Origin of the sequence: Paenibacillus sp. Root444D2 (assembly GCF_001426375.1) — a bacterium.
Lineage (GTDB): Bacteria > Bacillota > Bacilli > Paenibacillales > NBRC-103111 > Paenibacillus_E.
In genome coordinates this window covers 108,310-131,174 of record NZ_LMEO01000001.1, presented here as the reverse complement: position 1 = coordinate 131,174, position 22,865 = coordinate 108,310, and the positions used below count along the sequence as shown (strand labels likewise).

The 22,865-nt window shown below is 43.3% G+C and carries 25 protein-coding genes; 22 read left to right on the top strand and 3 right to left on the bottom strand.

What is annotated here, in order from left to right; genetic code table 11:
- The first annotated feature begins 12 nt into the window (after window positions 1–12).
- Window positions 13–1,119 (top strand): GerAB/ArcD/ProY family transporter, encoded by a 1,107-nt coding sequence (locus tag ASD40_RS00600; RefSeq protein ID WP_162251185.1) that lies wholly within the window; start codon window positions 13–15, stop codon window positions 1,117–1,119.
- Window positions 1,119–2,240 carry a Ger(x)C family spore germination protein gene (locus tag ASD40_RS00595; RefSeq protein WP_057301419.1) on the top strand — a complete coding sequence of 374 codons (1,122 nt, stop codon included), beginning with the start codon at window positions 1,119–1,121 and terminating at the stop codon, window positions 2,238–2,240. Before ASD40_RS00600 ends, ASD40_RS00595 begins: the two co-directional genes overlap by 1 nt.
- A 12-nt stretch (window positions 2,241–2,252) precedes the next feature.
- Here ASD40_RS00595 and ASD40_RS00590 read toward each other — a convergent pair whose 3' ends face one another.
- Together ASD40_RS00590 and ASD40_RS00585 are read right to left on the bottom strand one after the other, a co-directional pair.
- Complete coding sequence (locus ASD40_RS00590; RefSeq protein WP_057301418.1) at window positions 2,253–2,894, bottom strand: response regulator transcription factor; 642 nt, start codon at window positions 2,892–2,894, stop codon at window positions 2,253–2,255.
- 48 nt (window positions 2,895–2,942) lie between these two features.
- Window positions 2,943–5,090 carry a GAF domain-containing sensor histidine kinase gene (locus ASD40_RS00585; protein WP_057301417.1) on the bottom strand — a complete coding sequence of 716 codons (2,148 nt, stop codon included), beginning with the start codon at window positions 5,088–5,090 and terminating at the stop codon, window positions 2,943–2,945.
- Between the two features lie 233 nt (window positions 5,091–5,323).
- Between ASD40_RS00585 and ASD40_RS00580 the strand changes: the two genes are divergently transcribed.
- The 15 genes from ASD40_RS00580 to ASD40_RS00505 all read left to right on the top strand — a co-directional run bounded on the left by ASD40_RS00580 (window position 5,324) and on the right by ASD40_RS00505 (window position 16,614).
- Complete coding sequence (locus ASD40_RS00580; protein WP_057301416.1) at window positions 5,324–5,911, top strand: hypothetical protein; 588 nt, start codon at window positions 5,324–5,326, stop codon at window positions 5,909–5,911.
- Window positions 5,912–6,025: 114 nt separating this feature from the next.
- Window positions 6,026–6,553 carry a GNAT family N-acetyltransferase gene (locus ASD40_RS00575; RefSeq protein WP_057301415.1) on the top strand — a complete coding sequence of 176 codons (528 nt, stop codon included), beginning with the start codon at window positions 6,026–6,028 and terminating at the stop codon, window positions 6,551–6,553.
- Between the two features lie 467 nt (window positions 6,554–7,020).
- Window positions 7,021–7,377, top strand: coding sequence for a hypothetical protein (locus ASD40_RS00570; protein ID WP_057301414.1), 357 nt, complete (start codon window positions 7,021–7,023; stop codon window positions 7,375–7,377).
- Between the two features lie 71 nt (window positions 7,378–7,448).
- Entirely contained in the window at window positions 7,449–7,865 is a 417-nt protein-coding gene (locus tag ASD40_RS00565) for an Rrf2 family transcriptional regulator (RefSeq protein ID WP_057301413.1), read from the top strand.
- A gap of 108 nt (window positions 7,866–7,973) precedes the next feature.
- Window positions 7,974–8,840, top strand: a complete 867-nt coding sequence (locus ASD40_RS00560) for an SDR family oxidoreductase (RefSeq protein WP_057301412.1) — start codon at window positions 7,974–7,976, stop codon at window positions 8,838–8,840.
- Window positions 8,841–9,095: 255 nt separating this feature from the next.
- Complete coding sequence (locus tag ASD40_RS00555; RefSeq protein WP_057301411.1) at window positions 9,096–9,314, top strand: hypothetical protein; 219 nt, start codon at window positions 9,096–9,098, stop codon at window positions 9,312–9,314.
- A 104-nt stretch (window positions 9,315–9,418) separates the two neighbouring features.
- Complete coding sequence (locus ASD40_RS00550) at window positions 9,419–10,231, top strand: uroporphyrinogen-III synthase (protein ID WP_057301410.1); 813 nt, start codon at window positions 9,419–9,421, stop codon at window positions 10,229–10,231.
- A 246-nt stretch (window positions 10,232–10,477) separates the two neighbouring features.
- Complete coding sequence (locus ASD40_RS00545) at window positions 10,478–10,852, top strand: Rid family detoxifying hydrolase (protein ID WP_057301409.1); 375 nt, start codon at window positions 10,478–10,480, stop codon at window positions 10,850–10,852.
- 567 nt (window positions 10,853–11,419) lie between these two features.
- Complete coding sequence (locus tag ASD40_RS00535) at window positions 11,420–12,895, top strand: phospholipase D-like domain-containing protein (protein ID WP_057301407.1); 1,476 nt, start codon at window positions 11,420–11,422, stop codon at window positions 12,893–12,895.
- Window positions 12,896–13,028: 133 nt separating this feature from the next.
- Window positions 13,029–13,586 (top strand): MarR family winged helix-turn-helix transcriptional regulator, encoded by a 558-nt coding sequence (locus ASD40_RS00530; protein ID WP_235549123.1) that lies wholly within the window; start codon window positions 13,029–13,031, stop codon window positions 13,584–13,586.
- A gap of 48 nt (window positions 13,587–13,634) precedes the next feature.
- Window positions 13,635–14,810, top strand: a complete 1,176-nt coding sequence (locus tag ASD40_RS00525; protein WP_057301406.1) for an ArsA family ATPase — start codon at window positions 13,635–13,637, stop codon at window positions 14,808–14,810.
- 22 nt (window positions 14,811–14,832) lie between these two features.
- The gene (locus tag ASD40_RS00520; protein ID WP_057301405.1) at window positions 14,833–15,078 is read left to right on the top strand and encodes a hypothetical protein; all 246 of its coding nucleotides are present in this window, start codon (window positions 14,833–14,835) and stop codon (window positions 15,076–15,078) included.
- 54 nt (window positions 15,079–15,132) lie between these two features.
- A complete protein-coding gene (locus ASD40_RS00515) occupies window positions 15,133–15,486 on the top strand; it encodes a DUF6463 family protein (RefSeq protein WP_057301404.1) in 354 nt (117 codons plus the stop codon).
- Window positions 15,487–15,569: 83 nt separating this feature from the next.
- The gene (locus ASD40_RS00510; protein ID WP_057301674.1) at window positions 15,570–16,115 is read left to right on the top strand and encodes a DinB family protein; all 546 of its coding nucleotides are present in this window, start codon (window positions 15,570–15,572) and stop codon (window positions 16,113–16,115) included.
- 217 nt (window positions 16,116–16,332) lie between these two features.
- The gene (locus ASD40_RS00505) at window positions 16,333–16,614 is read left to right on the top strand and encodes a late competence development ComFB family protein (protein WP_057301403.1); all 282 of its coding nucleotides are present in this window, start codon (window positions 16,333–16,335) and stop codon (window positions 16,612–16,614) included.
- A 95-nt stretch (window positions 16,615–16,709) separates the two neighbouring features.
- On the opposite strand, the gene ASD40_RS00500 is transcribed toward ASD40_RS00505, so the two are convergent.
- Entirely contained in the window at window positions 16,710–17,057 is a 348-nt protein-coding gene (locus ASD40_RS00500) for a VOC family protein (protein ID WP_057301402.1), read from the bottom strand.
- A gap of 276 nt (window positions 17,058–17,333) precedes the next feature.
- Here ASD40_RS00500 and ASD40_RS00495 point away from each other — a divergent pair, with 276 nt between their 5' ends.
- The 5 genes from ASD40_RS00495 (at window position 17,334) to ASD40_RS00475 (ending at window position 22,842) form a co-directional block, all read left to right on the top strand.
- Window positions 17,334–18,704 carry an ABC transporter substrate-binding protein gene (locus ASD40_RS00495; protein ID WP_057301401.1) on the top strand — a complete coding sequence of 457 codons (1,371 nt, stop codon included), beginning with the start codon at window positions 17,334–17,336 and terminating at the stop codon, window positions 18,702–18,704.
- Window positions 18,705–18,768: 64 nt separating this feature from the next.
- The gene (locus ASD40_RS00490; protein ID WP_057301400.1) at window positions 18,769–19,650 is read left to right on the top strand and encodes a carbohydrate ABC transporter permease; all 882 of its coding nucleotides are present in this window, start codon (window positions 18,769–18,771) and stop codon (window positions 19,648–19,650) included.
- The gene (locus ASD40_RS00485) at window positions 19,651–20,481 is read left to right on the top strand and encodes a carbohydrate ABC transporter permease (RefSeq protein ID WP_057301399.1); all 831 of its coding nucleotides are present in this window, start codon (window positions 19,651–19,653) and stop codon (window positions 20,479–20,481) included.
- Window positions 20,481–21,689, top strand: coding sequence for a trans-sulfuration enzyme family protein (locus tag ASD40_RS00480; protein ID WP_057301398.1), 1,209 nt, complete (start codon window positions 20,481–20,483; stop codon window positions 21,687–21,689). Before ASD40_RS00485 ends, ASD40_RS00480 begins: the two co-directional genes overlap by 1 nt.
- The gene (locus tag ASD40_RS00475) at window positions 21,655–22,842 is read left to right on the top strand and encodes a GntR family transcriptional regulator (protein ID WP_235549122.1); all 1,188 of its coding nucleotides are present in this window, start codon (window positions 21,655–21,657) and stop codon (window positions 22,840–22,842) included. The genes ASD40_RS00480 and ASD40_RS00475 overlap by 35 nt, the downstream gene beginning before the upstream one ends.
- Window positions 22,843–22,865: the final 23 nt, after the last annotated feature.

Here is a 22,865-nt window from a genome sequence, read left to right as displayed (position 1 = left end):
GGAGGAGTTGAGGTGAAGACTGGCAGTCCTCCAAAGAGATTGATGTTTAGTTCATTTCTCTTATTCTTTGTTATTCTTGCCAATCAGGTAGGAACTGGTTTGTCTGGATTTCAGCGTATCATTTTCCAATCGGCGGGGCATGATGCCTGGATATCCGTCTGTATGGCTGGGGCATGGTCTCATCTAACGGTTTGGGTCATGCTGCGAACACTTAAGCTGAATCCGAACATGGACCTGTATGAAGTTCACAAGGACCTTTATGGTCGATATGTCGGGGGAATAATCAACGCTTTGATTATGCTGTATATGCTAACTGCGGTCATCGTGATATCCCGCAATTATGTGGAAATGGTCCAGACCTGGATATTCCCGGACCTGCCAACATGGCTGCTGAGTGCTTTTTTGGCTATGTTAATTACTTATGGCGTTCTTGGCGGTATTCGGATTGTTGTTGGGATCGCCTTTATATCTGCAATTTTAACAATTTGGTTGATTATATTTTTGTACTTTCCTATTCGATATGCAGAATGGACACATCTTACACCGATCATGGAAGCAAGCATTTCTGAGCTAGCTCAAGGCATGGTTAAAATGTCATTGACCATCGTAGGGTTTGAAATTCTGATGTTTGTGTATCCTTTTATTCGTAACAAACACCGTGCTCCATTGTCCGCCCATTTGGGACTTTTTGCGACCACTGTCATCTATGTAGCTGTTATGTTGGTCACGATTGTTTACTTTAGTCCTGGTCAATTATCGAAGACCGTTTGGGCTACGTTTAGTCTTTTTAAGATTGTTGCGTTTCCATTTCTGGAACGCTTTGAATATGTGGCTATCAGTATATGGATGTTGGTCGTCCTTCCAAACTTAATGATGTACATGTGGGCAGCGTCCAAAGGAATTAAACGAATATTTGGATGGAAGCAAAAATATGCCCTTTATACCTTTGCTCTTATATTGGTTGTTGTATCGATCTTTTTTAAAACACGATTACAGATTAATATTTTAAATGACATCTTTTCGAAAGCTGCCCTGACCATTGTTTTTGGTTATCCTTGGGTACTTTACGCGGCGGTTTTATTCAAACAACATTTTCACAAGAAAAGAGAGGGGATCTAATGAGAAAATCCCTGCTAATTCTGTCGGTTATCGTACTACTTTTTCCTACTGGCTGTGTGCAAAAGAGGATTTTGGAAGAATTAGGACTCATTGTCATTGTTGGTTATGATCCTCAAGAGAATGACCGCATCAAGGGAACAGCACTGCTCCATCAAATTGATCCGGAAGCGAAAGAAAAGGTTCAAGTCGTCGTTACAACCGGTAACACAAGCAAAGGGATTCGAAATGCTCAAAACCGTGAAGTATCAAAGCGTGTCGTTAGTGGACAGCTCCGAATTGCCATGTATAATGAGAAGTTAGCCCGGAATGGGATCTTATCTCTTACCGATACACTATCAAGAGACCCTTCCATTTCGGATACCATGTTTGTGACCATTAGTAAAGGGAGCACGGAGAATATCATCACCCATCGATTTCCGGAAATAAGCAATATTGGAACCTATCTTTATAAAATGATTCGTCAAAATATTCAAGGAGAACAAATCCTCTCATGCACACTGCATGAATTTATTCATGATGTATATGCAGTAGGAAAAGACCCGGTTCTCCCAATTGTTGAGCGTTCTGGCGACGAAATTTCAATGCATAATACGGCAATGTTTCATAATGATAAGATGGTAGGAGGGCTTAGGGTGGACGAGGCTTTTGTGCTTAAACTTATTCGAGATCGTTACAGAGCCGGTGCGTTGGAATTAACCTTGGACGCTGAACCTTTCAAACTAATTAAGTCTGGAATTCAGACTGATAAAATTAATATCGTGATAGAGAATATCACAAGTTCCAGTAAAATTAAGCTAATTGACCCCGCTGTTCCGTCATATTCTGTTCATATATCTATGCAAGCCAGAGTTCAAGAGATTTCAAACGAGATGAATTTAGGAGAACCAAAGGTCGTTCATGCCCTCGAAAAGGAGATTGCTAAGGAATTAGTTCGGCGTGCGCAACATCTCATTACCAAAACCCAAGCGGTTAATTCGGATCCGGTTGGGTTTGGTGAGATTCTTCAATCAAAGGTGCGACACGCCAATTTGACGGATGAGAAGTGGAGGGAAATGTATCCCAAAGCCAAGGTTCAAGTGGACATCAAGGCAATCATGGTTCGCTCAGGTGTGGTTGAGTAGTTGGTTTGAATTTCAACCCTCTCGTGATTCCTTCAAAAGCCGCTTAGCTTCGTTCCGATCTACAACTTGAAGCTTGTTCAGTATCGTAGACACATTGTTGGCTACGGTCTTAGAACTAATATGCAAGCGCGTGGCGATTTGAGCGTTGGTGTCCCCTTCAGCGATACGCTCCAATATCTCCATCTCTCGCTTGGACAGCTCGGCCAAAGCAGGGTGTTCCACGGTGTTCACCAGCTTCGGCGCCGAAAAGTAATGCATCATCCGTGCCGCGATATCCGAGCTAAATACAGCTCCGCCACTGCCAACCATGCGGATCGACTGCATCAGCTCAACTTCATCCGCGTCCTTCAGCACGTAGCCCTTGGCCCCGACACGCATAGCAGTAAAGACTGACTGATCGTCCCGGAACATGGTAAGGATTAACACCTCGATATTTGGATATTTCTCTTTAATCAACCGCGTGGCCTCGATCCCATTCAGTCCTGGCATGCGAATATCCATCAAAATCAAATCTGGCTGGTATTGTTCCGCCAGCTTCAAAGCTTCATCTCCAGTGGAAGCTTCTCCAACAACTTCCAAATCTTCTGTCGTTTTTAGCAAATTTCTGACTCCACTGCGAAATATCGGATGGTCATCTGCGATTATGATCTTCATGTTTAATCATCAATCTCCTTCAAGTTTCAAATCTCTCGACACCAACTCTTACAGCGGCAGCACAGCCAAAACTCTTGTGCCCCGGTTTTCAAGCCTCTCTATTGTGCAGTGTCCACCCAATTCAGCAGCCCTTTCCCGAATGGAGACAAGGCCAATGCCGCCTTTACTGCCCGAAATCCCTGGCCGAGAGGGGAGAGCTGTGCCATTATCCGTTATTTCCACCCGCAGCTGGTGGGAAGAGGAGACGTCCAACCGGATGGCACAGGAGGTAGCTTTGGCATGTTTAATGACGTTAACAAGGGACTCGGTAACGATTCTATACACGGCCACCTCCACCGCTGCAGGCAGAGAGGGCAAGGGCTGTGGCGCTTGCAGCTCCACGTTCAGTGGAGCTGCTCCCGCTTCATCCGCAAGCAGCATTGCAGGCTTGGACAGCAGGGCGATCCGCTCTTGGATCGCCCCAATCAACCCCAGCTCATCCAGCGTAGGCGGGCGCAAGTCATGGACCAAGGTGCGGATTTCATCCACCGTGGATCGAATGACTTGCCGCAAATCCGCCAGCATCTCGATGGCGGTATCGGGCTGCTTGACGACGTATTTCTGAGCCGTCGCTGCGTTTAGAGCAAGCGCGGCCAGTCTCGGCGCCAGATCGTCGTGTAAATTCTTGCGAATTTGCCGGCGTTCTTCTTCACGGGCTAATACCAGTTTCTCCCGCGACTCCTGCAAGTCTTGAGCCAGCAGCTTCATGCCCAGCGTCATGTTTACATTTTCAACGATCGGTCCTGCTTGCCGTAGTAGGACATCTAGAAACTTACTATCTTCTAAGGTAAATGTTTCTCCAGGCGATCTACTTGCAATGTGGAGCATGCCAAGCTCTTCTCCCCTATGAATAATAGGCATTGCATGAAGGTCATTAAGAGGCTCACCGGCAGAAGCAACTAAAGTGTCCTGACCACCAACACCAATAGAGATACCGGTATAAGGGAGGCGTAAAGCATCTTTCACTGTCTTAACGACGGCATCAAGCATGTCTTCCGGGGCTAGCGGCTGAATGAATTGATTGCCGAGCTCTAAAAGAACCGCATACGGGTCATCATGTCGACCTTTCATAAGCCGGTTAATTTGGCGCTGCAGCCATTCTTTTAATGGAGCGAACGCTACTGCAACTACAGCTGTGGCCAAAAGGGATACGATATAGTTATCCCGGGTTTGAAATAAACGGCTTAAATAAAGAATAGCCAGTGTGTACAGTAGCACAACACAGATGGATAGGGCAGCATAGACAAGCGTCCGATTAACGAGCGGGTCGATGTTCCACAGCCTCTGCCGCAAAATCGCAATCATTAGCGTAATGGGAATTGCGGTTAAGGAGAGGTTTAAAATGGCGTTCAAATAAACGTAAGTCATAGCTGTACCGTCGTTGAGACTGGGGTCAAATAAAGCGCTCATCCCAACGAATCCGACGAGTCCGATCGAAACCCCAAACACCACCCATTTGGTTTGCTGCCGCTGGGCTGGCGAGGACACTTTGCGGAAACGGTGAACTTGTGAATAGATGAGTATGAGCGTTGATCCCCCATACCAGAATAGTTGAAGGAATGGGGGAATATGAACGGAATTCCACACATTTCCTTCAAAGAAGAAATTTAATACATCAACGAACACAATCAGACCAAAAACAGAACGAGTCCATCTCGGCACGAACATTCCGTCAGGAAAAAGAAAGAAAAATAGAGACAATGAAACCCATCCAAACATGGATACAAACATAAACCAGTTGTGGACGAGTGTAGAACCATCAGAGGCAACCATGACCAGTGAGGGGAATGACGTACCAAAAGAAACCATAGCTAGAGCTGCAAGCAGTCCCATCGGTTCTCGAAAACCTTTCCACAGTACAATAGCAGAAGTGGAGTAAAATACAAACGTAAAGACGCAGTCAATGAGCACAAACATTAGAGCATAGCTTTCTAAGCTTAGTCCCTGTTCGGGCAAAGGCATGGCAGGGACTAGTATGCCGCACCCTTGGACAATACATGTTTGTACCAAAGCCGTATAATACTTCGGAATGCTTCCTATATACATCGCGACAGTTATCAAGCTGAAAACAAGCACAAACAGCTGCAAGATCAACATTCTCCAAGCTGATTTTCGTACACTTCGCACTTCCGGATTACTTCCTTTGACAATCTCCATCGACATTCCCCAATCGCGTTCCTATTTGATTCCTTATTCAACTAATTATAGCTTGATCCCTGGCTTCATGAAAATAGTAATAGGATAATTTCCCATTGACTATCCTGTGTATTCCCAAAAAAAATCTAAAAGTTCCCGAAAAGTCGGGAGTCTCTGCTCTGTATTCTGTGATTTCCCACCGTGTAATCTAAATAGCAGAGAAGCACAAATTCGATTTTGGAGGATGAGGTAAAATGAATGAGAAGCAAATTATCAAATGGTTAGGCATGATCTGTATCCTGGCAGGGATTACACGAATGGGAATGACACCAGCTTCAATTATTTGGGGGACAGACAGCACGCAAGAGCTGACAACGGGCTTGATTGCTTGTATTTTAATGTCAGTCGGGACGATCGTCACCTATATGGTACAATCGCGTGAAACGGGAGTCACCGGATTCATTACGACACTTTTTATCATTGTGGGGAACATTTTAACGACTGCGATGCTGTGGTCCCAATTTGCAGCAGGCGGGGCGGAAGCGGTCATGCCAGAGAGTACTTTAGTTAACATCTCTAGAATGTTTGGCATGCTTGGTTTCATGGGCGGCACCTTGTTATTCGTGATATTGACATTCCGGGCTAAAGTGTTTCCGCGCTGGGTTCCCGGATTATTCTTGCTTATGATTCTCTCCATGGTCATTCCAGTGGCAGATAATAAATGGTTTGCCTTCTTCTGGGGATTAACTTACGTAGGGATGGGATACAGCATCTGGGCAAACAAATTAAACACATCAACTGTGAAATCAGTGAATCGTGCTTCTGATGTTATGAATACGTAAATAGTTAGTCCGATAGTCGTAGGGCCTCCATTAGAGGACTACGGCTGTTTTCAATTTCTGGTACAATGAAAGAGAACTAATTATGACATGATATCCTTACTAGGAGTGATAATGATGCTAAATCGAACGAACGATTCAAAGGTGCGGATCGAGCCATGGGCAGAGTCGGATCTTGCATTGTTGTATCGCATGAATGCACCTGAGATGTTGGAGCACTTGGGTGGTCCGGAGACGGAAGAACAAATTCTGGCGCGCCACAAACGTTACGTCGAGATTGGAGGAAGGGGGAATGGCCGGATGTTCAGCATCGTCCTGCTTCCGGAATTAGAAAAGGTCGGCAACATTGGGTACTGGGAACGTGTCTGGCAGGAAGAGACCGTTTATGAGATCGGTTGGGGGGTTCTGCCAACTTACCAAGGCAGAGGTATAGCAAGCGCGGCAACTGCGGCGGCTGTTGCCAGTGCAAGAGCGGAACAGAAGAACAGGTACATTCACGCGTTCCCGTCGGTCGACAACCCCGCATCTAATGCCATTTGCCGGAAACTAGACTTCACGTTCAACGCCGAGTGCAGCTTCGAGTACCCTCCCGGGAGCTTTATGAGATGCAACGACTGGAGATTGGACCTTACTGCAGCAACATAGGATGGAGCACCTTGAGAACTACATACATTAATGAATAATCAACAGCGGTGCATAAACTCTTTTTATAAAATGAACGTGAATAATTTGATTCCGATAAGCCATAATACTTATGACGGTGAAACAAGAGAGGTGTGGTTCCGTTGTACATTCAACGAGATAAATACCAGGGAAGTTGTTTTTGAATCCGTATAGAAGCGAGGAGATGTGCCGCAAACACTTAGTGTAGTACTTGTACTGCAATAATGGATGAGGTATAGACCAAGCCAAGTAAGGATCAAGGCATAAGTACCATCAATCAATTCACCGTCAAGAAGAACTCCGAAAGGAGTTCTTTTTCTTTTTAACAAACATAATCATGAGCCACAATCCCTAAATTATTTATAAAATATGTGAACGATTTTTCATACTCAGTCGTACTATAGGTGTTTCCACAAGAAAATCTAAAATATAAAGCGGAGGTAATCAATATGGCTAGAACAATTGAATTTTCGAATGATGCACTTATTCTTCATCTCTCGGGATTGACAAGTGCTGCGGCTTTGAAACAACGTGTTGAAATTCCGTATTCGGATATAATGAATGTTTCAATAGATGACTTTAAGTTATCCATGTTTCAAATTAGAGTAGGTACTTCAATCGCTGATATTAGAGAAGGACGTTTTCTGATCGGAGATAGATGGTGTTTCATTTCCTATGAGAATCATAAGGATGTCGTCATCCTTGAATTAAATAATCATCAATTTGGAAAAGTTGTTTTCCAAATTGAGGATCCTCTGGAAATCAAAGAACGTATTCTGGAACATAGAACGAACAAAACGATTTAACTGAAATGACAACAAGCTTGACTTTGAAACTGGTTAGAACTATACTGGTTACAACGAGTAGGTGATGATGAATGAAACAGATTAGCAGTCGCTTTTCGATAGCTGTTCATATCCTGTCGTTAATTGCGACAATTCCAACGGAATGTACAGGTGATTTCATAGCTGGCAGCGTGAATACGAATCCTGTCATCATTCGCAAAATTATTGGGATGCTGAAGAAGGCAGGACTCGTTGAAGTACGTGCTGGAGTTGGCGGAACTTCGCTGTGTAAGGATACAGATCAAATTACATTACTTGATGTATACCGGGCAGTGAAAGTGATCGAGAATGGGGAATTGTTTAATTTCCACAACCATCCTAACCCCAATTGTACGGTAGGGAGAAATATTGAATCAGCCCTTCGTGCAGAAATGCGCGATGCTCAAACCGCGATGGAACAAAAATTGTCAAACGTTTCCTTGCAACAGCTGATATCTAATTTTAAATAAAAATAGCTCTTAAATGAGCTAATTTTTATAATTTAGTTGTAACTGAAATAGTTATAACCAAAGTGATTCTAACTCATTAATAAATAATCCGATGGAGGTTTTTAACAAATGAAAATTCTAGTAACTGGTGCTACGGGACAATTAGGATCAAAAGTGGTGGAGGCTTTACTTGCATCTGTACCAGCTGAAAAATTAGCTGTTAGCGTAAGAGATACGGAGAAAGCAACCGAATTAAGTTCTCGGGGAGTTGAAGTACGCCATGGTGATTTTGATGATCCAGCATCTCTTGATAAAGCGTTCGCTGATGTTGACCGCCTGCTTATCGTTTCGACGCAAGGGGATAACGAAACTCGAATTCGTCAACATTTAGCTGCTGTATCCGCGGCTGAGCGCGCTGGGGTTGGTTTCATCGCGTATACTAGTGCCACAAACGCAGAGGAAAGCTCTCTCTTTCTCGTGCCAGTGCATCGCGCGACAGAGCAAGCGATTCGCAAAACGGGAATTCCTTACTCATTCCTGCGTAATAACTGGTACATTGAGAATGAGATTGGAACGATACAAGGGGTATTGGCGGGTGCACCGCTCGTGACTTCTGCAGGAGCCGGCAAGGTAGGGTGGGCTTCTCGTGGGGATTATGCACAAGCGGCAGCAAATGTGCTTGCAGGTAACGGACATGAGAATACCGTTTATGAGCTATCAGGCACACTGATCACACATGAAGAACTCGCGGCGGTTCTGGCAAAGGTCCTTGATCGTGAGGTTCCAATTCAGCAAGTTGACGATGAGACTTACGGTAAAATCATGATCGGCGCAGGGGTTCCTGAGCAAGTCGTTCCCATTCTTGTTGCTATCCAAAGCGCGATTAGAGATGGCGTTCTAGAACTAAAGAGCAACGATCTTCAGACACTTCTTGGTCGCCCGGTTACACCACTTAGCGAGGTGATTGAAGAGCTTGTGAGCGGAATGAAGTCATAAAGCAAGTATAATCACAAAAAGCCGCAGTCTTTTATAGATAGCGGCTTTTTGTGATTATTAGCTTCGAACAAGTTCATTCAAGCTATAATGATATTATCATGGTTCATAAGTAGTTCCTCCATAAATAGAAAATAACGAGCTAGCTTCATAAATTGGATGGTATAAATAGCACGAAAGTGGTTGATGAATTTAAAATCGAATTCCTATATAATTTTCACCGAAGGATCCATTTTACTATGAAAAGGTGGTTATTTTATGAATATGTATATCTATTTCGGGATATTTTCAATCATACTATTATTTGGTTTAGTCGTTACCTTTATGATTGGTTTTTCTCGTAAGAATCGTGAAGGTGATCAATCCTATTTCCAAAAAACAGAGGTGAAATGGGTTAGACTTACCTCTTTTTATGTGATTTCAATTGCTGCAGGATTATTAGCCTTGCTAGCGTATATTCGGTATTCGATCGGATAAAAATGACCACGTCTTCGCTGCATAATGCGAAGCGTGGTCATTTTAAAATGTCTTGAAAACAATTACTATTAAAGGGATGGCATTCGGAGGGGGATTCATAGAAAATGGAAAAGTTGAACAACAAGAAAATCGTTATTGCGGGCTCAAGAAAAACAGAAGAAATGAGCCTATTAATTGAGAAGCAGGGAGGTATCCCTGTCATTCGTCCTTTGCAAGGCCTTTTATATTTTGATGAATCGGCGATAGAACAAGAATTAATATTTTGCGTGAATAACAAGATTGATTGGTTTGTTCTTACAACAGGCACAGGAACAGATACGCTGCTGGGTGCTGCAGAACGGTTAGGAATTCACTCAACCTTGATTCAAAAAATGAAGGAAGCGAAGGTAGCGGCACGCGGATATAAGACGTATGCTTTGCTTAAGAAATTGGGTATAAAACCTGAAGTTGTCGATGAGGATGGAACGACACAAGGGTTAATTCAAAGTATGGACTTTTGCGATTTCGCGGGCAAAACAGTAGTTGTCCAGTTACATGGTGAACCTCAGCCCGATTTGATCCAGTTCTTAGAGAATCAGGGGGCAAATGTTATTCAACTGCTGCCTTATCGCCATGTAGAGCCGGAATCATCCACTTTGGAGACGCTATGTCATGAACTTTCAACGAAATCGATTGATGCTGTTTGTTTCACAACCGCGGTGCAGGTGCGATATCTGTTTGAATATGCGAAACGTCAGGGGATTACGGATATCGTTCGAGAATCGTTCAACACACGAGTACATGCAGTCGCGGTCGGCAAAGTAACGGAAGAAGCGTTGAGAGATGAAAAACTGGACCATGTAATAGTACCTGAAATTGAACGGATGGGGGCCATGGTTATTGAATTAGTGAAGTATTATGAAAATCAACTTCCTTAGAACGTTAAATAGGTGCAAATTACGAAAAAATGCAGGGATTTTTTGGGATTTATTGAATTAATCAACGGATGGCTAAATGCTTTACTAGGAAGATGGGGAGGATAGGAAATGTTATCACAGGTTTTGATAATTCATTAGCGATTACTCGTTAATGGATTTATTAATATCGAAATTGAAGAGTTTCAGGGCGCCATCTATTATTTATATTTGGAAAGCTACTAAACCATAACTGTTTGGAGGTATACCATGAAAGAAGTTATTTTTACAGAGAAAGCACAAAACCCAGGGGGAATGCCCTATTCGCAGGCAATTAAAGCAGGTAATACGGTATACGTAGCTGGACAAGGACCTTTTGATCCTGAAACTGGTAGGGTAGTAGGAAGTACTTTGGATGAACAAGCGAGAAGGGCATTAGAAAACCTGAAAGCAATTTTAGAAGAATCGGGCGCTGCTTTGAAAGATGTTGTTAAAGTAACAGTCTTCCTTGGAGAAGGAGCAGGCTTCGATGAATTTAATTTGATTTACAAAGACTACTTTTCTAAACCATACCCAGCACGAACCATAGGACCATCAAATATGGGTTTTATGGTTCAGATTGATGCTATAGCTGTGATTGAATAGTAGAGTAATGAAAGAATGTGAACTAATTGAATAAAAAGATACTGCAGATTTTAATAGGTTTATGTTGTTCGCCGTTGATATTTGTAGCAATGTATTTTGATTATTTTTATAAAATTTCATATTTTTATTTCATAGCTAGTGTAGTTCCATTCATATTTATTAGAAATTATAAAAACATACTAATAGGTTTCATTTTATCATGCATAGTTTCTATTCTACTGGTAAATATGTATATCCCAAAAACAGAAACTTTCTTTAAACCATTTGGTCAAATTCTAGAGTTGTTGGTAGTGATGGAAGCAATTATTTTTGGACTCGTGCAGTTAGTATTCTTATTGTTAATTAACTTTCTTAGGAAATCAAGAAATCAAAGATTTTGATACGGATACCGCTTAATTCCTTAAACAGGAAATAAGCGGTTTTTTATTCATCAGTAAAACTACTTTCCAATTAGTTAGTATGCAATTCGTTGCCTTTGTGAATCATAAGAAAAAGCTTTAGTGTGAAAGTTTTTGGATGTTTATTACTATATGTTGTGGCTTGAATATAACTTTGGGGGGCTATTTCATGGGGTTTATTGGACTTTATGTTTTGAATACAATCTTTATGTTAATCGTAGCGATCCGTGAAGTACGTCGTCCGGAAAAAGCTTTGAACTGGCTAGCTATAGGTCTGATATTTCCTGTTCTTGGATACGTCATATATCTTATCATTGCCAACCCAATTCATTTTTGTAAAGAGAGACTCACTTCTCCGAACAATGTGTCAGATCCATTGCCTAATTCGTTCAGTCCTGCTTCCTCCATCATCGCTCAATCTGTAAGTCAGTTGACGGTGCATGGACTTAGGAGTGGCCGAGTTCAATTGCTTACGAACGGCATAGAAACCTATTATAAACTTATCGCATCCCTACAGAATGCGCAAAGCACCGTGGAAGTGGAGTATTACACATATCGGGATGACCAGATTGGCAAACGAATTACGGATATCCTGATTGAACGAGCCGAAGCTGGCGTGAAGATCCGTTTCATTAGAGACGGATGGGGGAGTAAACAATTTCCAAAACATGTGATCAATCGGATGATGGATGCCGGAATTGAATGCCGGACGATATTTCCATTGAGTTTTCCTTGGATACCCACTTTGACTTATCGGGATCATTGTAAGATTGTCGTCATCGATGGAATCGAAGCTTTCACAGGTGGTATCAATGTAGGGGATGAGTATACAGGATTAAAGCCAGACGTAGGCTTTTGGCGTGATACTCATATGCGATTAGTCGGAGAAGTTGCAATTGATTTGCGGACAATATTCGATGTCCATTGGAATATTGCTTCGAAGGAAAAGATTCCGCAAAAGGCTAAACAGGGTATAAGAAATAGGTCAAAGCCAATCATTCCAAGTGTCAAAGTTTCACTTTCCGGATGGTCGGAAGAATGGGGTGCGGAATTGGATGCGGGCGTTGATCCCGTTTCTGGCACAGAGTCGCTGCACTATGCATACATGCAAACGTTAGAGAGTAATCCTGGGATTCCTACTGAAGTTATCCGGCAGGCTTACTTCATTTGTCTGACACAAGCGACTAAGTCCATAGATATTACCACACCTTACTTTGTGCCCGAATCAGATATCATTATGGCGTTGAAGACAGCCGTGGCACGCGGTGTGCGTGTACGATTGCTGGTTCCACGTCATGTTATTCCCAAAATCGTGGGACCTGCGAGCCGTACATATTATGGAGAATTGATTGAATCAGGAGTTCAAATTTATATGTATGAGAAAGACATGCTTCACGCAAAGGTAATGATCATTGATGAAGAAATGGCAGGCGTAGGTTCGGCGAATTACGATATGCGAAGTTTTCGTTTAAATTTCGAGGTCATTGAACTCTTATACAGTGCCGATGTGGGACGCGAACTCACAGAGCAATTCGAGCGTGATCTACTTGATTCCGTACCATTGCAAATGGAAGAATTAATACAACGCTCCTATCCACAGCGTATAATCGAGCAAACAGCACGCTTATTTTCCCCATTGTTATAAAAATTATATTCAAAAAGACACCAACGAGCAGGACGTCATGGCGACTTGCTTTTTTTGATCTGTTCAATGTATCTGTTCAATGTATATCGCAATCAAAGTTCCAATTGATCAAAAAAGATTCCAGCATGAACAGTTGACATTACTACGATTACGTAGTAATTTAACAGTAGAAATTAATTACGATATCGTAGTTTATGGTAAGAAGAAAGGAATGTTCATGCAGCAGCTGTTTGAGCTTATTTTCAAAAATGGACTTCGTCCACTTAGTATGTTTCCTGATACGACCTACCTGGAACTGCAGCTCACGAGTTCTGATTTTTCCACATTGTTGTTGCTGAAATTTCATGGGCAGCTGACAATGTCCCAAATGGCAGATCACTTGGGTGCGCCTCTTAGTACGGCGACCAGTATTGCCAAGCGGCTTGTTCGAAAAGGCTATATCTATAGAGAGAAATCGCAGCAAGATCAGCGAATCATTGTTAATCGATTGACGGAGGACGGGGAACTGATTGCCGAAGAGGCGCTGGGTACGATGAATGTCATGTTTGGGCGTATTGAAAATGCCTTGACGGCTGAGGAGCTTCAGCAATTCATTCATCTCTCGTTAAAAGTGGCTAAAGCTTTGCAGCAGAATGCAAATCCTGCCGGACCTTCGAAATCGACGCAGACGAGGACGATTGAAATCGATTAAATTTTTTTGTGTAATTACTACGAAATCGTACTATTGGAGGTGCTAAGCTTGCGCATTATTATTTACACAGGTAAAGGCGGAGTGGGAAAAACCAGTATCGCCGCAGCAACGGCTTACCAAATGGCTGCCGAAGGAAAACGAACAATCGTGATAAGTACGGATGCTGCCCACAGCTTGTCGGATTCGCTCGGTATTCCGCTGCAGCACGAACCCATTTTAATTCATGAGCGTTTGTGGGCGCAAGAAATCGATAGCTTAAAGGAAACGCAGCGGTATTGGGGAAGTGTTCGCAATTGGTTCTCGAACTTTATGCAGTGGGCCAACCTAGATGATATCGGATCTGAAGAGCTTATGGTGTTTCCAGGCTTTGAAGAACTATTTAGTCTCTTACGAATTAAGGAGCATGCCGAAAGTGGATTGTATGATGCAATCATTGTAGATTGCGCACCTACCGGAGAAACACTTCGTTTACTTAGCTATCCCCAGCTCCTTAGATGGTGGGTGCGAAATATATTCCCTTACGAGCGTAAAATTCTCAAGCTAGCTCGCCCGATTATGAAAGTGACCAAGGGCTTGGAACTGCCCAGCGACGATGTTATGGACAGCTTCAGCCAAGTTGTCGATCAATTGGAAAAGCTGCAGCAGGTGATCGCCGATCCCGAAATTACTAGTATTCGCCTTGTCGTTAATCCGGAAAAAATGGTTATTTCCGAAGCGCGGAGAGCCTTTACTAACCTCAACTTATACGGATTTCATACCGACGCGGTCATCGTTAATAAAGTGCTTTCCGAAGAAGCATCCGAAGGGTATTTCGCGCAGTGGAAACAAATTCAGAACAAGTACGAAGAAGAAATTGTCCAATGCTTTAGTCCTCTGCCAATCTTGAAAGTACCTCTAATGCCTCTTGAGGTTGTTGGTAAGGAGATGCTTGAGCGCGTTGCAGCAGCGGCTTTCCACGAACGGGAATGCGGAGCGATTCTACACAGAGGAATCATAGAGGAAGTGAAGAAAACAGACACAGGATATGAGCTCCGCATCTCGCTGCCTTTTACCGAAAAGAAACAACTCCAATTAAACCAAAAAGGCGATGAATTGACACTGCAGGTGGGCAGCTATAGACGGATTGTTGCACTGCCGAGGGTCTTGCTGGGTCGACAGGTGGAGGCTGCACGTCTTGCAGACAGCATACTTACCATACATTTCGGTCCGAACGAAGAATTGTAAATAGAAAGGGAGGAGAAGATTCATGAGTATCCGCACAAACATGCAGGATCTAGAAAACATTGCGCACCTCTTCGAGGAAATTAAAAACATCGCTATGGCAAGACTCGTTCCAAAGGAAGCAAGAGCACATTTTCGTCAAGCGGAAAAAGAAGCCCTATTAGGAGTCAAATCTCTGCTTGATGCGGCTATTATCCGGTTAGAAGAAGATGATTCCATGAAACAAGTGAGCGAATCTAATCATTTGAAACAGATTCCAGTTGAGGATTAGAGCTATGTCTATGTTCGATAGTTTTATAACAACGGAACGCTAAGGAGGTGCAGCATGGCCATTCAGAAACACAGCGGATGGATGATGGAGTGGACATCTTATCTTCATAATGTAGTCGGTTTGATTATTTTTTGGAAACCGCTCAATGAGATGGTGAAAGTGGGGGTATGGAATTCTGTTGGTCATTCCTTCGACAGGATGGCAGCTATCTGGTTTTTATTATTTGGTGTTTTATTGTGGTTTATTGGACGAATGTTGCGTTGGATGACCAAAGAGAAAGGCATTGCAATCCCCCGCTTTGTAGGCTGGCATATACTCATTTTGTCTGTTGTCGGGGCAATAATAATGCCTATATCGGGCTTCTGGGTCGCCATTCCGCAAGGAATTTATCTCATACGAAAATCTTAAAACACATAAACACTACTGACATACAGTTGTCAGTAGTGTTTGGTATACTAAAGGTACAAGATACGAGAGGAGCTAATAACATGATGAAAACAGCCGAAACTTTGAAACGAATTGAGGAACTTACTCACCAATACCTAGAGGAATTACATCCGCTAAGCATTGAGCAACTGAAGCTTCAGTCAAATGAGAATGAATGGTCGCTTGGACAGTTGTATCTCCATCTCATCAAAACAGCAATTTATATGCAGATTGGCAATATTGATAAATGCCGAAGTCAGAATGCAGATGAAATTGATACTGTAGGAGAAAAAACGGAAGCGGGAGCAGCCATCTTTGCGCTAGGCGGTTTTCCACCTGAACGCATTAGGGTTCCAGCTTCTCCTCAATATACACCTGAGCAGCCAGATAGTAAGCAGCAGATCATCGATGGCATGCATACGGTGCTCCAAAAAATGAAAGAAATCGAGCCTATGCTTGAGGACATATCTCCGAGATGTACCGCGTTGCATCCAAGATTAGGCGCGCTTAACGCGAAAGAATGGTTTTCACTCATTGAGATGCATTATCGCCATCATCTTCTTCAGTTAGAGCGTTTGAAAGCATTCATAAACAGCACGGAAACCGTATAACATCATAAAAACGAGGGTGCTTCTTAAAGGCTTCCTCGTTTTTTTATTTTGAAAAAAGATGAATTTTAATAAGGGTTCCATTTATGACAACCTAACACTTACTAAACATATTCATGATTGAATAGGTACATGAGACTTTAGTTAAAGGTTGATGATTTACGGATAGCATCAATCGTTTTTGAGCGAAAAATGCCGGTACAGAGGGGTCTGAACACGTATGGGGTTAGTTAATGCAGTAGAAGCAATCGTTAGCAATTTATATGAAGAGTTCCAAAAGAGCTATGAGATCAAATGCGGATGTCAGCATTGCAAAGAGGATATTCTTGCTCTAGTTTTAAATCGCATACCTCCCAAATACACGTCGAGTGAAAAAGGCCAGCTGTATATCAAAACCCTCTATTTAAATCCACAACTGCAATCCGATGTCATGAGAGAGCTCATGCGGGCTGCTCTTATTGTTGAACATAACCAAAACCATGTTGTTAATGAAGGGGGATAAGAAATTAAAAAAACGTTGATGACAAGTAACTGTCATTAGCGTTTTTTTATTTATTGGCGCCCCCGTTAGCTCAATAGCAAATGAATGACAACTCGTTATTTCTCCCAAAGCTCGACCAGTCGACCTTCAGGATCTTCTATCCAAATAAACATTCCATATTCACTAGTCTCTTTTTTCTTTGCAAGAGGTACACCAATATGTTCAAGATGCTTAATAGTCTCGTTTAGATTATGTACTTCGAAATTTAACATCACTTGTTGTTCTGTTGGAAAATAACTGTCATTCTCGGTAAAGAAAGAAAAAATAGTCTCATTTCCTAATTGGGGTTTTATCACAGTCCCATTCCAATTTTCTATTTCAATCTTCAACACTTCACTGTACCAGTTTTTTATAACTTCAAGATTCTTAGTTCTCCAAAATATTCCTCCGAAACCTTTTATCATCGTATCTAACTCCTGTCTGTCATCAAATTTATAGCTATCCGATTACATTAGATATTCGAGATTTAAATTTAAATTCCTCTGTAAAGAGAGTCTCCCTTACAACCTTCCCCGAATGCTTGTTCCTATATTAATTATAAAAGGGAAACGGTGAGGTTTCAATTATCAACATTTACCTTTAACACAGCCTATTTATTAAACAAAGCAGCAGCAATAAGACATATCTATTTAATTAAGACAATATAGTTGAATATGACTAATTTGAGGAGGGCGTCAGATATGGGGGCAGCTGTGGTCAAAGGATGGACAACTTTGTTTGCCGGCGTTATGTTATTGGGTACCTTAGCAGGGTGTAGTGGGAGTGGAAGCTCCGAGAATACGGCAACTCCAAGCGGCAATACGGCGGCGCCCAGTGAGAGCGTGAAGAGCACTGAGCCTCCTGCCAAGCAAGTAACGCTTCATATGATTGAAAGTTTAACAAGTCCAGAACGCACCAAACTGCTTCAAGATGCCATAGCTCGGTTTCAAAAGGACAATCCGAACATCAAAGTGGAGCTCATATCACCGCCATTTGATCAAGCGGACAATAAAATCAGAACAATGCTTGCAGCCAAGCAAGAACTCGACATTCTCGAGGTACGGGATTTGAACATTGCCGAGTACGTGAATAATGGTTATTTGGAACCATTGGATACCTACGCATCAAGTTGGGCGGATAGTAAAACGCTCTCTGGTACGTCCAAAGTTGTAGGCTCGAATAACGGCAAACTTTACTTTATCGCGAATGCTCTATATCAAAGACAAATGTTCTATCGGAAAGATTGGTTCGACGCAAAGGGTCTTTCTGCACCGAAGACGTGGGAAGAACTGGTCGATTCTGCCAAAAAATTGACCGATCCAAAGCAAAATCGGTACGGTTTCTCATTCCGCGGTGGTCCGGGAGCTAACGGCAACTTCGACCATATGATTTACGATTATAACGACAAAGTGATGAATCTCGACGATGCGCCATTTACGAAAGACGGCAAGTCGGTGTACAGTACACCCGAAGCTAAGCAGGCTTTGGAGCTGTACAAGAAGCTTTATAAAGAGGCGTCGCCGCCGGACTCGATCAACTGGGGATTCCAGGATCAAGTTCAAGCTTTTACATCTGGGGTAACCGGCATTTTACTCCAGGATCCAGACGTTATCAAGGTGCTTCAGGATAAAATGGACCCCAAAACATTAGAAACGGCAGCGATGCCACTCGGTCCTAACGGCAAATCGCTGGTCAGTACAGGAGCTGCAGGATGGGGCGTAACTGCGAATTCCAAAAGTAAGAACGAAGCGTGGAAATTGATTTCTTATCTCTCGAGCCCGAAAGAAAATACGGAATTTTCTAAGCAAATTGGCACGATACCGATTCATACATCTGCGACAGCTGATGCGTTCTTCCAAACAGGCCCTTACAAGACACTGCTAGATATGACTGCAAAAGCAGATGTTTTCGTCAACTTTACACCGCCTTTCAAATATCCAGGCAACGGGAGCTGGGGAGAACTGAGCATGAAAGGGCAGCAATCGTATTTGCTCGACAAGAAATCGACTGACGATACGCTGAAGGAATGGGATAAATTTTGGTTAGATCAGAAAGCGGGAATGAAAAAATAAAAGAAGTAGTTGAAAGCGGCGGGCGGTCATCGCTTGCCGCTTTTTCTTACCGGGGGGTGTTCATGTGAGTTCTCGGCAAAAATTCATTCTCTCCAGCTTGCTGCCCGCACTGCTGCTTGTATTGATTTTTACATACTATCCCTTCTTCAAGGGAGTGGTGATGGCTTTTCAAAATTACAAGCTGTTCAATCTGAAGCAGGTTCATTTTGTCGGCATGCAAAACTTCGTCGATGCGTTTCAAGACCATCAATTTCTTGCAGCACTAAAAAACAGCGCCTACTGGGTGTTTTTCTCTCTAATTTTGCAATTTCTATTAGGGTTCATCCTGGCATTGTTCCTGAACAAGAAATTCTGGGGACGAGGCGTGTACCAAGCCTTTATTTTTTATCCATGGGCATTATCGGGATTTCTGATCGGCCTTATTTGGAAATGGCTGTTTAACTCACAAATTGGCGTCATCAACGATCTCTTATTGCGTTTTGGTATGATTGAAGATCGGATCGGATTCTTGTCGGATCCCAAATGGGCGATGTCCTCCGTTATCGTCGCTAACGTATGGTACGGGATAGCCTTTTTTACCATCATGCTGCTGGCTGCTCTGCAATCTATACCTTCGGAGCTGTATGAAGCAGCGAGCATTGATGGAGCGAACGGTTATCGAAAGCTGCTTTATGTGACGATTCCGTACATCATGCCGACCATCATCGCCACAACGCTGCTGCGGGTCATTTGGATCTTCAACGATCCTACGCTCATTTACGGCATGACGAATGGCGGACCGGGAGGGGCGACCCACATTTTATCCTCCTTGATGCTTAATAAAATAATTTATGACGGAGATTATGGGGCTGCATCGGCAGTCGGGGTTATTATGATCGTCATGTTATTTTTGTACACTTTGTTTTATTTGATGGTAACTAAGTCGGAGAAAGTAGGTGACTTCTAAATGAAACGAAATTATGGGTATCGGTTCATCAAAGTTGCCTTTCTTTCCGTATACTTACTTGTTATGGTATTTCCGTTATACTGGATCGTCATCACCTCGTTAAAGCCGCAGAAGGAAATATTCAGTTATCCCGTTCATTACTGGCCCGAGCAATTCACGCTTCAAAATTACGTCAACATCTTCAAAGTGTCTAAGTTTAACGTATATATTGCCAACAGCCTTCTCGTCTCGATTTCCTCTGCTCTCATCGTAATTATAATTGCTATTTGCAGCGCTTATGTACTCGCACGATTCCGGTTTCGCGGCCACAAACAAATCATGCTCGGATTCTTCATCACGCAGATGCTTCCTGGATTCATTGCTTTGGCTCCGCTTTACATGATGATGTCAAACTTGCATCTGCTTAATCAGCGAATCTCATTGATCCTCATGTATACGGTCATCTTGATCCCATTCTCCACGATTATGCTGCGAGGCTTTTTCCAGCGAATTCCTGCCAATCTGGAGGAAGCGGCGATGATCGATGGCTGTTCCCAGCTGTCTGCCCTCATGAGAGTCATTATCCCGATCATGATGCCGGGTATTTCCTCCATGTTCATATTTGCTTTCGTCCAGAACTGGAACGAGCTTTTCCTGGCCGTCATGTTTATCGATAACGAATCGTTAAAGACACTGCCGGTAGCGATGAATTCTTTTATCCTCAAATTTAATGTGGATTGGGGCTCTATGTCCGCCGGTACTGTGCTGTCTGTACTCCCGACGATACTTTTGTTTGCTCTAGCACAGCGATTTATTGTAGAAGGTCTAACCCAAGGGGCGGTGAAAGGGTAATGAGCGCAAAGGAGAAGATGTACTCTATAGTGGCGCATGATGAGCACGATGATCGTCATCACGGCGCCATCAGTGTTCCCATTTATCAGACGAGTTTATTTTCGTTCGATACGTACGAGCAATTCAATTTGGCAAGATGCGATGAGCAAGAAAACTTCGTGTATTCCAGAGGCAATAATCCGACTGTGAGGTACCTAGAGGACAAGCTCGCCCAGCTGGAGCAAGGGGAGAGGGCCAAGTGCTTTTCATCCGGAATGGCAGCAATTTCGTCAGCGATTATGTCTATTGTCAAACAAGGTGACCACGTCATTTGCACCCATCAGGCGTATGGACCGACACGGGAATTTCTAGGCGTCTACTTGAAAAAGTTTGGGGTCGAAACGACCTTTGTCGATGGCAGCTCATTGGAAAACTGGAAACGTGCGGTTCAGCCGAATACCAAACTGTTGTATTTGGAGAGCCCGACTAGCATGATGTTCCAGCTGCAAGATATACGAAGTTGTGCGGCGCTGGCACAAAGCATAGGAGCAGTAACAATTCTTGACAATTCGTGGGCGACACCTTGTCATCAAAACCCGCTCACGATGGGGGTTAGTCTTGTCGTCCATTCGATTACGAAATATATTTCTGGGCATAGCGACTGCGTGGGAGGTGTTGTGGTCGGCTCCCATCCATTCATGGACCCGCTGATGTCAACGGAATATATGTTGTTCGGCGGCATTATGACGCCACAGACAGCGGGATTGGTTACGCGGGGGCTGCGTACGCTGCCAATGCGGATGCAGCGGCATGAAACGAGCGGGCGGAAGGTCGCCGAATATTTAGGCAGGCAGCATTTTGTTCGGAAGGTTAACCATCCTGGGTTAACAAACCACCCTCAGCATGATCTAGCTCGTACGCAAATGTCAGGGTACAGCAGTTTATTTTCGTTCGAATCCGATGAGCCGGTTTTCAAATTAAGGGCTTGGGCGGACCATCTGCACTATTTTCGGATTGGAGCCAGCTGGGGTGGCTTCGAGAGTTTAATCAATGTAAATGCCTTAACTAACAATGATCAACAAACAGGATCGCTTGTTCGACTCTATATAGGTTCTGAGGATCCGGACGATTTAATTCGGGATATGGAAGAAGCATGGCGATGTGTTACACAGAGCCCTTCTGAGGGGGAGATATATGAGCAGAATGCGGGTATCAGCCAGGACGGATGAACGACAACCGCTATACTTGCAGATTCAAGAGCATTTTAAACAGTTGATCCAATTAGGAGCAATGGAGGATAACGACAAATTTCCAACGGAAAAAGCGCTGATGGAGCAATTCGGTGTCAGTCGGATGACGGTTTCCAATGCGCTTACGCAGCTGGCGAAAGACGGATGGATTTACCGGATACCGGGGAGAGGAAGCTTCGTTAGTCCAGAATACCGCACGAAAGCAGATGAGAGCCTGGAGAACAATCAGCTTGACGTCACCGATGTGAAAGAGCACATTGAGCGTGCTTCATCTCGCAAAATGATCGGCTTTGTTCTCCCCTTATTGGAGGATTTCTTTGCAATTCGACTATTAAAGGGAATCAATTCCGTGCTCCAGAACACTGATTATTATGTCTCGATTGTGTTAACTCACAATAGCAAGGAGCGAGAAAAGGAAGCCATTCAGGAGCTGATGAAGAATGGTGCCGTCGGACTTATTATTTTTCCGATTGATGCGGAAACGTACAACGAAGAAATCTTGGTACTGAAACTGCGGAAATTTCCTTTTGTGCTCATTGATCGCTACTTGCCAGGATTTGAAACCCATTGTGTTTGTTCGGATAATTGGATGAGCGCTCAATTGGCGGTCAACCATCTGTGGGAGCTAGGCCATCGAAACATCGCTATTTGCTCTGATATTTCGATCCATACAGTAACCGTCGATGAGCGGATTCGCGGCTATATGGAAGCACTGAAACAAAAAGGCTCGATGATTAACCCGGCTCTAATTGTGACGGATTTTCAAGTGATGGATTTGATCCCCACAGAAAAACACCCGTTATATCATTATCTCAAATATCGCACAGCAACCGCATTCATTACATTGAATTTGAAGTTGGGCTTGAATATAAGTAGCATTGCTAAAAAATTGGGAATAAATGTACCGCGCGACCTCTCTATTTTAACGTATGATAATCCCTCATCAGAGATAGACGGGAACCCTACCTTCACTCATATAGACCAGCATGAGCAGGAAATTGGCGTTAAATCGGCGGAGCTTCTGCTTAAACTGCTGAATAACCAAGAGAGTGTGACAGAGCCCGCTAAAGTGATCGTAAAGTCAGCCTTAGTAGTAGGAGATTCCACTGGAGCGTTTTCTGCAAAGGAATAATCATTTGTTCAAAAAAGGAGGAG

What these genes read in the sequence shown, in the direction of transcription:
- ASD40_RS00485 (WP_057301399.1), top strand. Translation starts at nt 19,651, where the DNA reads ATGAAACGAAATTATGGGTATCGGTTCATCAAAGTTGCCTTTCTTTCC.
- ASD40_RS00475 (WP_235549122.1), top strand. Translation starts at nt 21,655, where the DNA reads ATGAGCAGAATGCGGGTATCAGCCAGGACGGATGAACGACAACCGCTA.
- ASD40_RS00550 (WP_057301410.1), top strand. Translation starts at nt 9,419, where the DNA reads ATGGAAAAGTTGAACAACAAGAAAATCGTTATTGCGGGCTCAAGAAAA.
- ASD40_RS00545 (WP_057301409.1), top strand. Translation starts at nt 10,478, where the DNA reads ATGAAAGAAGTTATTTTTACAGAGAAAGCACAAAACCCAGGGGGAATG.
- ASD40_RS00575 (WP_057301415.1), top strand. Translation starts at nt 6,026, where the DNA reads ATGCTAAATCGAACGAACGATTCAAAGGTGCGGATCGAGCCATGGGCA.
- ASD40_RS00585 (WP_057301417.1), bottom strand. Translation starts at nt 5,090, where the DNA reads ATGGAGATTGTCAAAGGAAGTAATCCGGAAGTGCGAAGTGTACGAAAA.
- ASD40_RS00570 (WP_057301414.1), top strand. Translation starts at nt 7,021, where the DNA reads ATGGCTAGAACAATTGAATTTTCGAATGATGCACTTATTCTTCATCTC.
- ASD40_RS00555 (WP_057301411.1), top strand. Translation starts at nt 9,096, where the DNA reads ATGAATATGTATATCTATTTCGGGATATTTTCAATCATACTATTATTT.
- ASD40_RS00510 (WP_057301674.1), top strand. Translation starts at nt 15,570, where the DNA reads ATGAAAACAGCCGAAACTTTGAAACGAATTGAGGAACTTACTCACCAA.
- ASD40_RS00580 (WP_057301416.1), top strand. Translation starts at nt 5,324, where the DNA reads ATGAATGAGAAGCAAATTATCAAATGGTTAGGCATGATCTGTATCCTG.
- ASD40_RS00535 (WP_057301407.1), top strand. Translation starts at nt 11,420, where the DNA reads ATGGGGTTTATTGGACTTTATGTTTTGAATACAATCTTTATGTTAATC.
- ASD40_RS00565 (WP_057301413.1), top strand. Translation starts at nt 7,449, where the DNA reads ATGAAACAGATTAGCAGTCGCTTTTCGATAGCTGTTCATATCCTGTCG.
- ASD40_RS00595 (WP_057301419.1), top strand. Translation starts at nt 1,119, where the DNA reads ATGAGAAAATCCCTGCTAATTCTGTCGGTTATCGTACTACTTTTTCCT.
- ASD40_RS00495 (WP_057301401.1), top strand. Translation starts at nt 17,334, where the DNA reads ATGGGGGCAGCTGTGGTCAAAGGATGGACAACTTTGTTTGCCGGCGTT.
- ASD40_RS00520 (WP_057301405.1), top strand. Translation starts at nt 14,833, where the DNA reads ATGAGTATCCGCACAAACATGCAGGATCTAGAAAACATTGCGCACCTC.
- ASD40_RS00590 (WP_057301418.1), bottom strand. Translation starts at nt 2,894, where the DNA reads ATGAAGATCATAATCGCAGATGACCATCCGATATTTCGCAGTGGAGTC.
- ASD40_RS00515 (WP_057301404.1), top strand. Translation starts at nt 15,133, where the DNA reads ATGGCCATTCAGAAACACAGCGGATGGATGATGGAGTGGACATCTTAT.
- ASD40_RS00560 (WP_057301412.1), top strand. Translation starts at nt 7,974, where the DNA reads ATGAAAATTCTAGTAACTGGTGCTACGGGACAATTAGGATCAAAAGTG.
- ASD40_RS00500 (WP_057301402.1), bottom strand. Translation starts at nt 17,057, where the DNA reads ATGATAAAAGGTTTCGGAGGAATATTTTGGAGAACTAAGAATCTTGAA.
- ASD40_RS00505 (WP_057301403.1), top strand. Translation starts at nt 16,333, where the DNA reads ATGGGGTTAGTTAATGCAGTAGAAGCAATCGTTAGCAATTTATATGAA.
- ASD40_RS00480 (WP_057301398.1), top strand. Translation starts at nt 20,481, where the DNA reads ATGAGCGCAAAGGAGAAGATGTACTCTATAGTGGCGCATGATGAGCAC.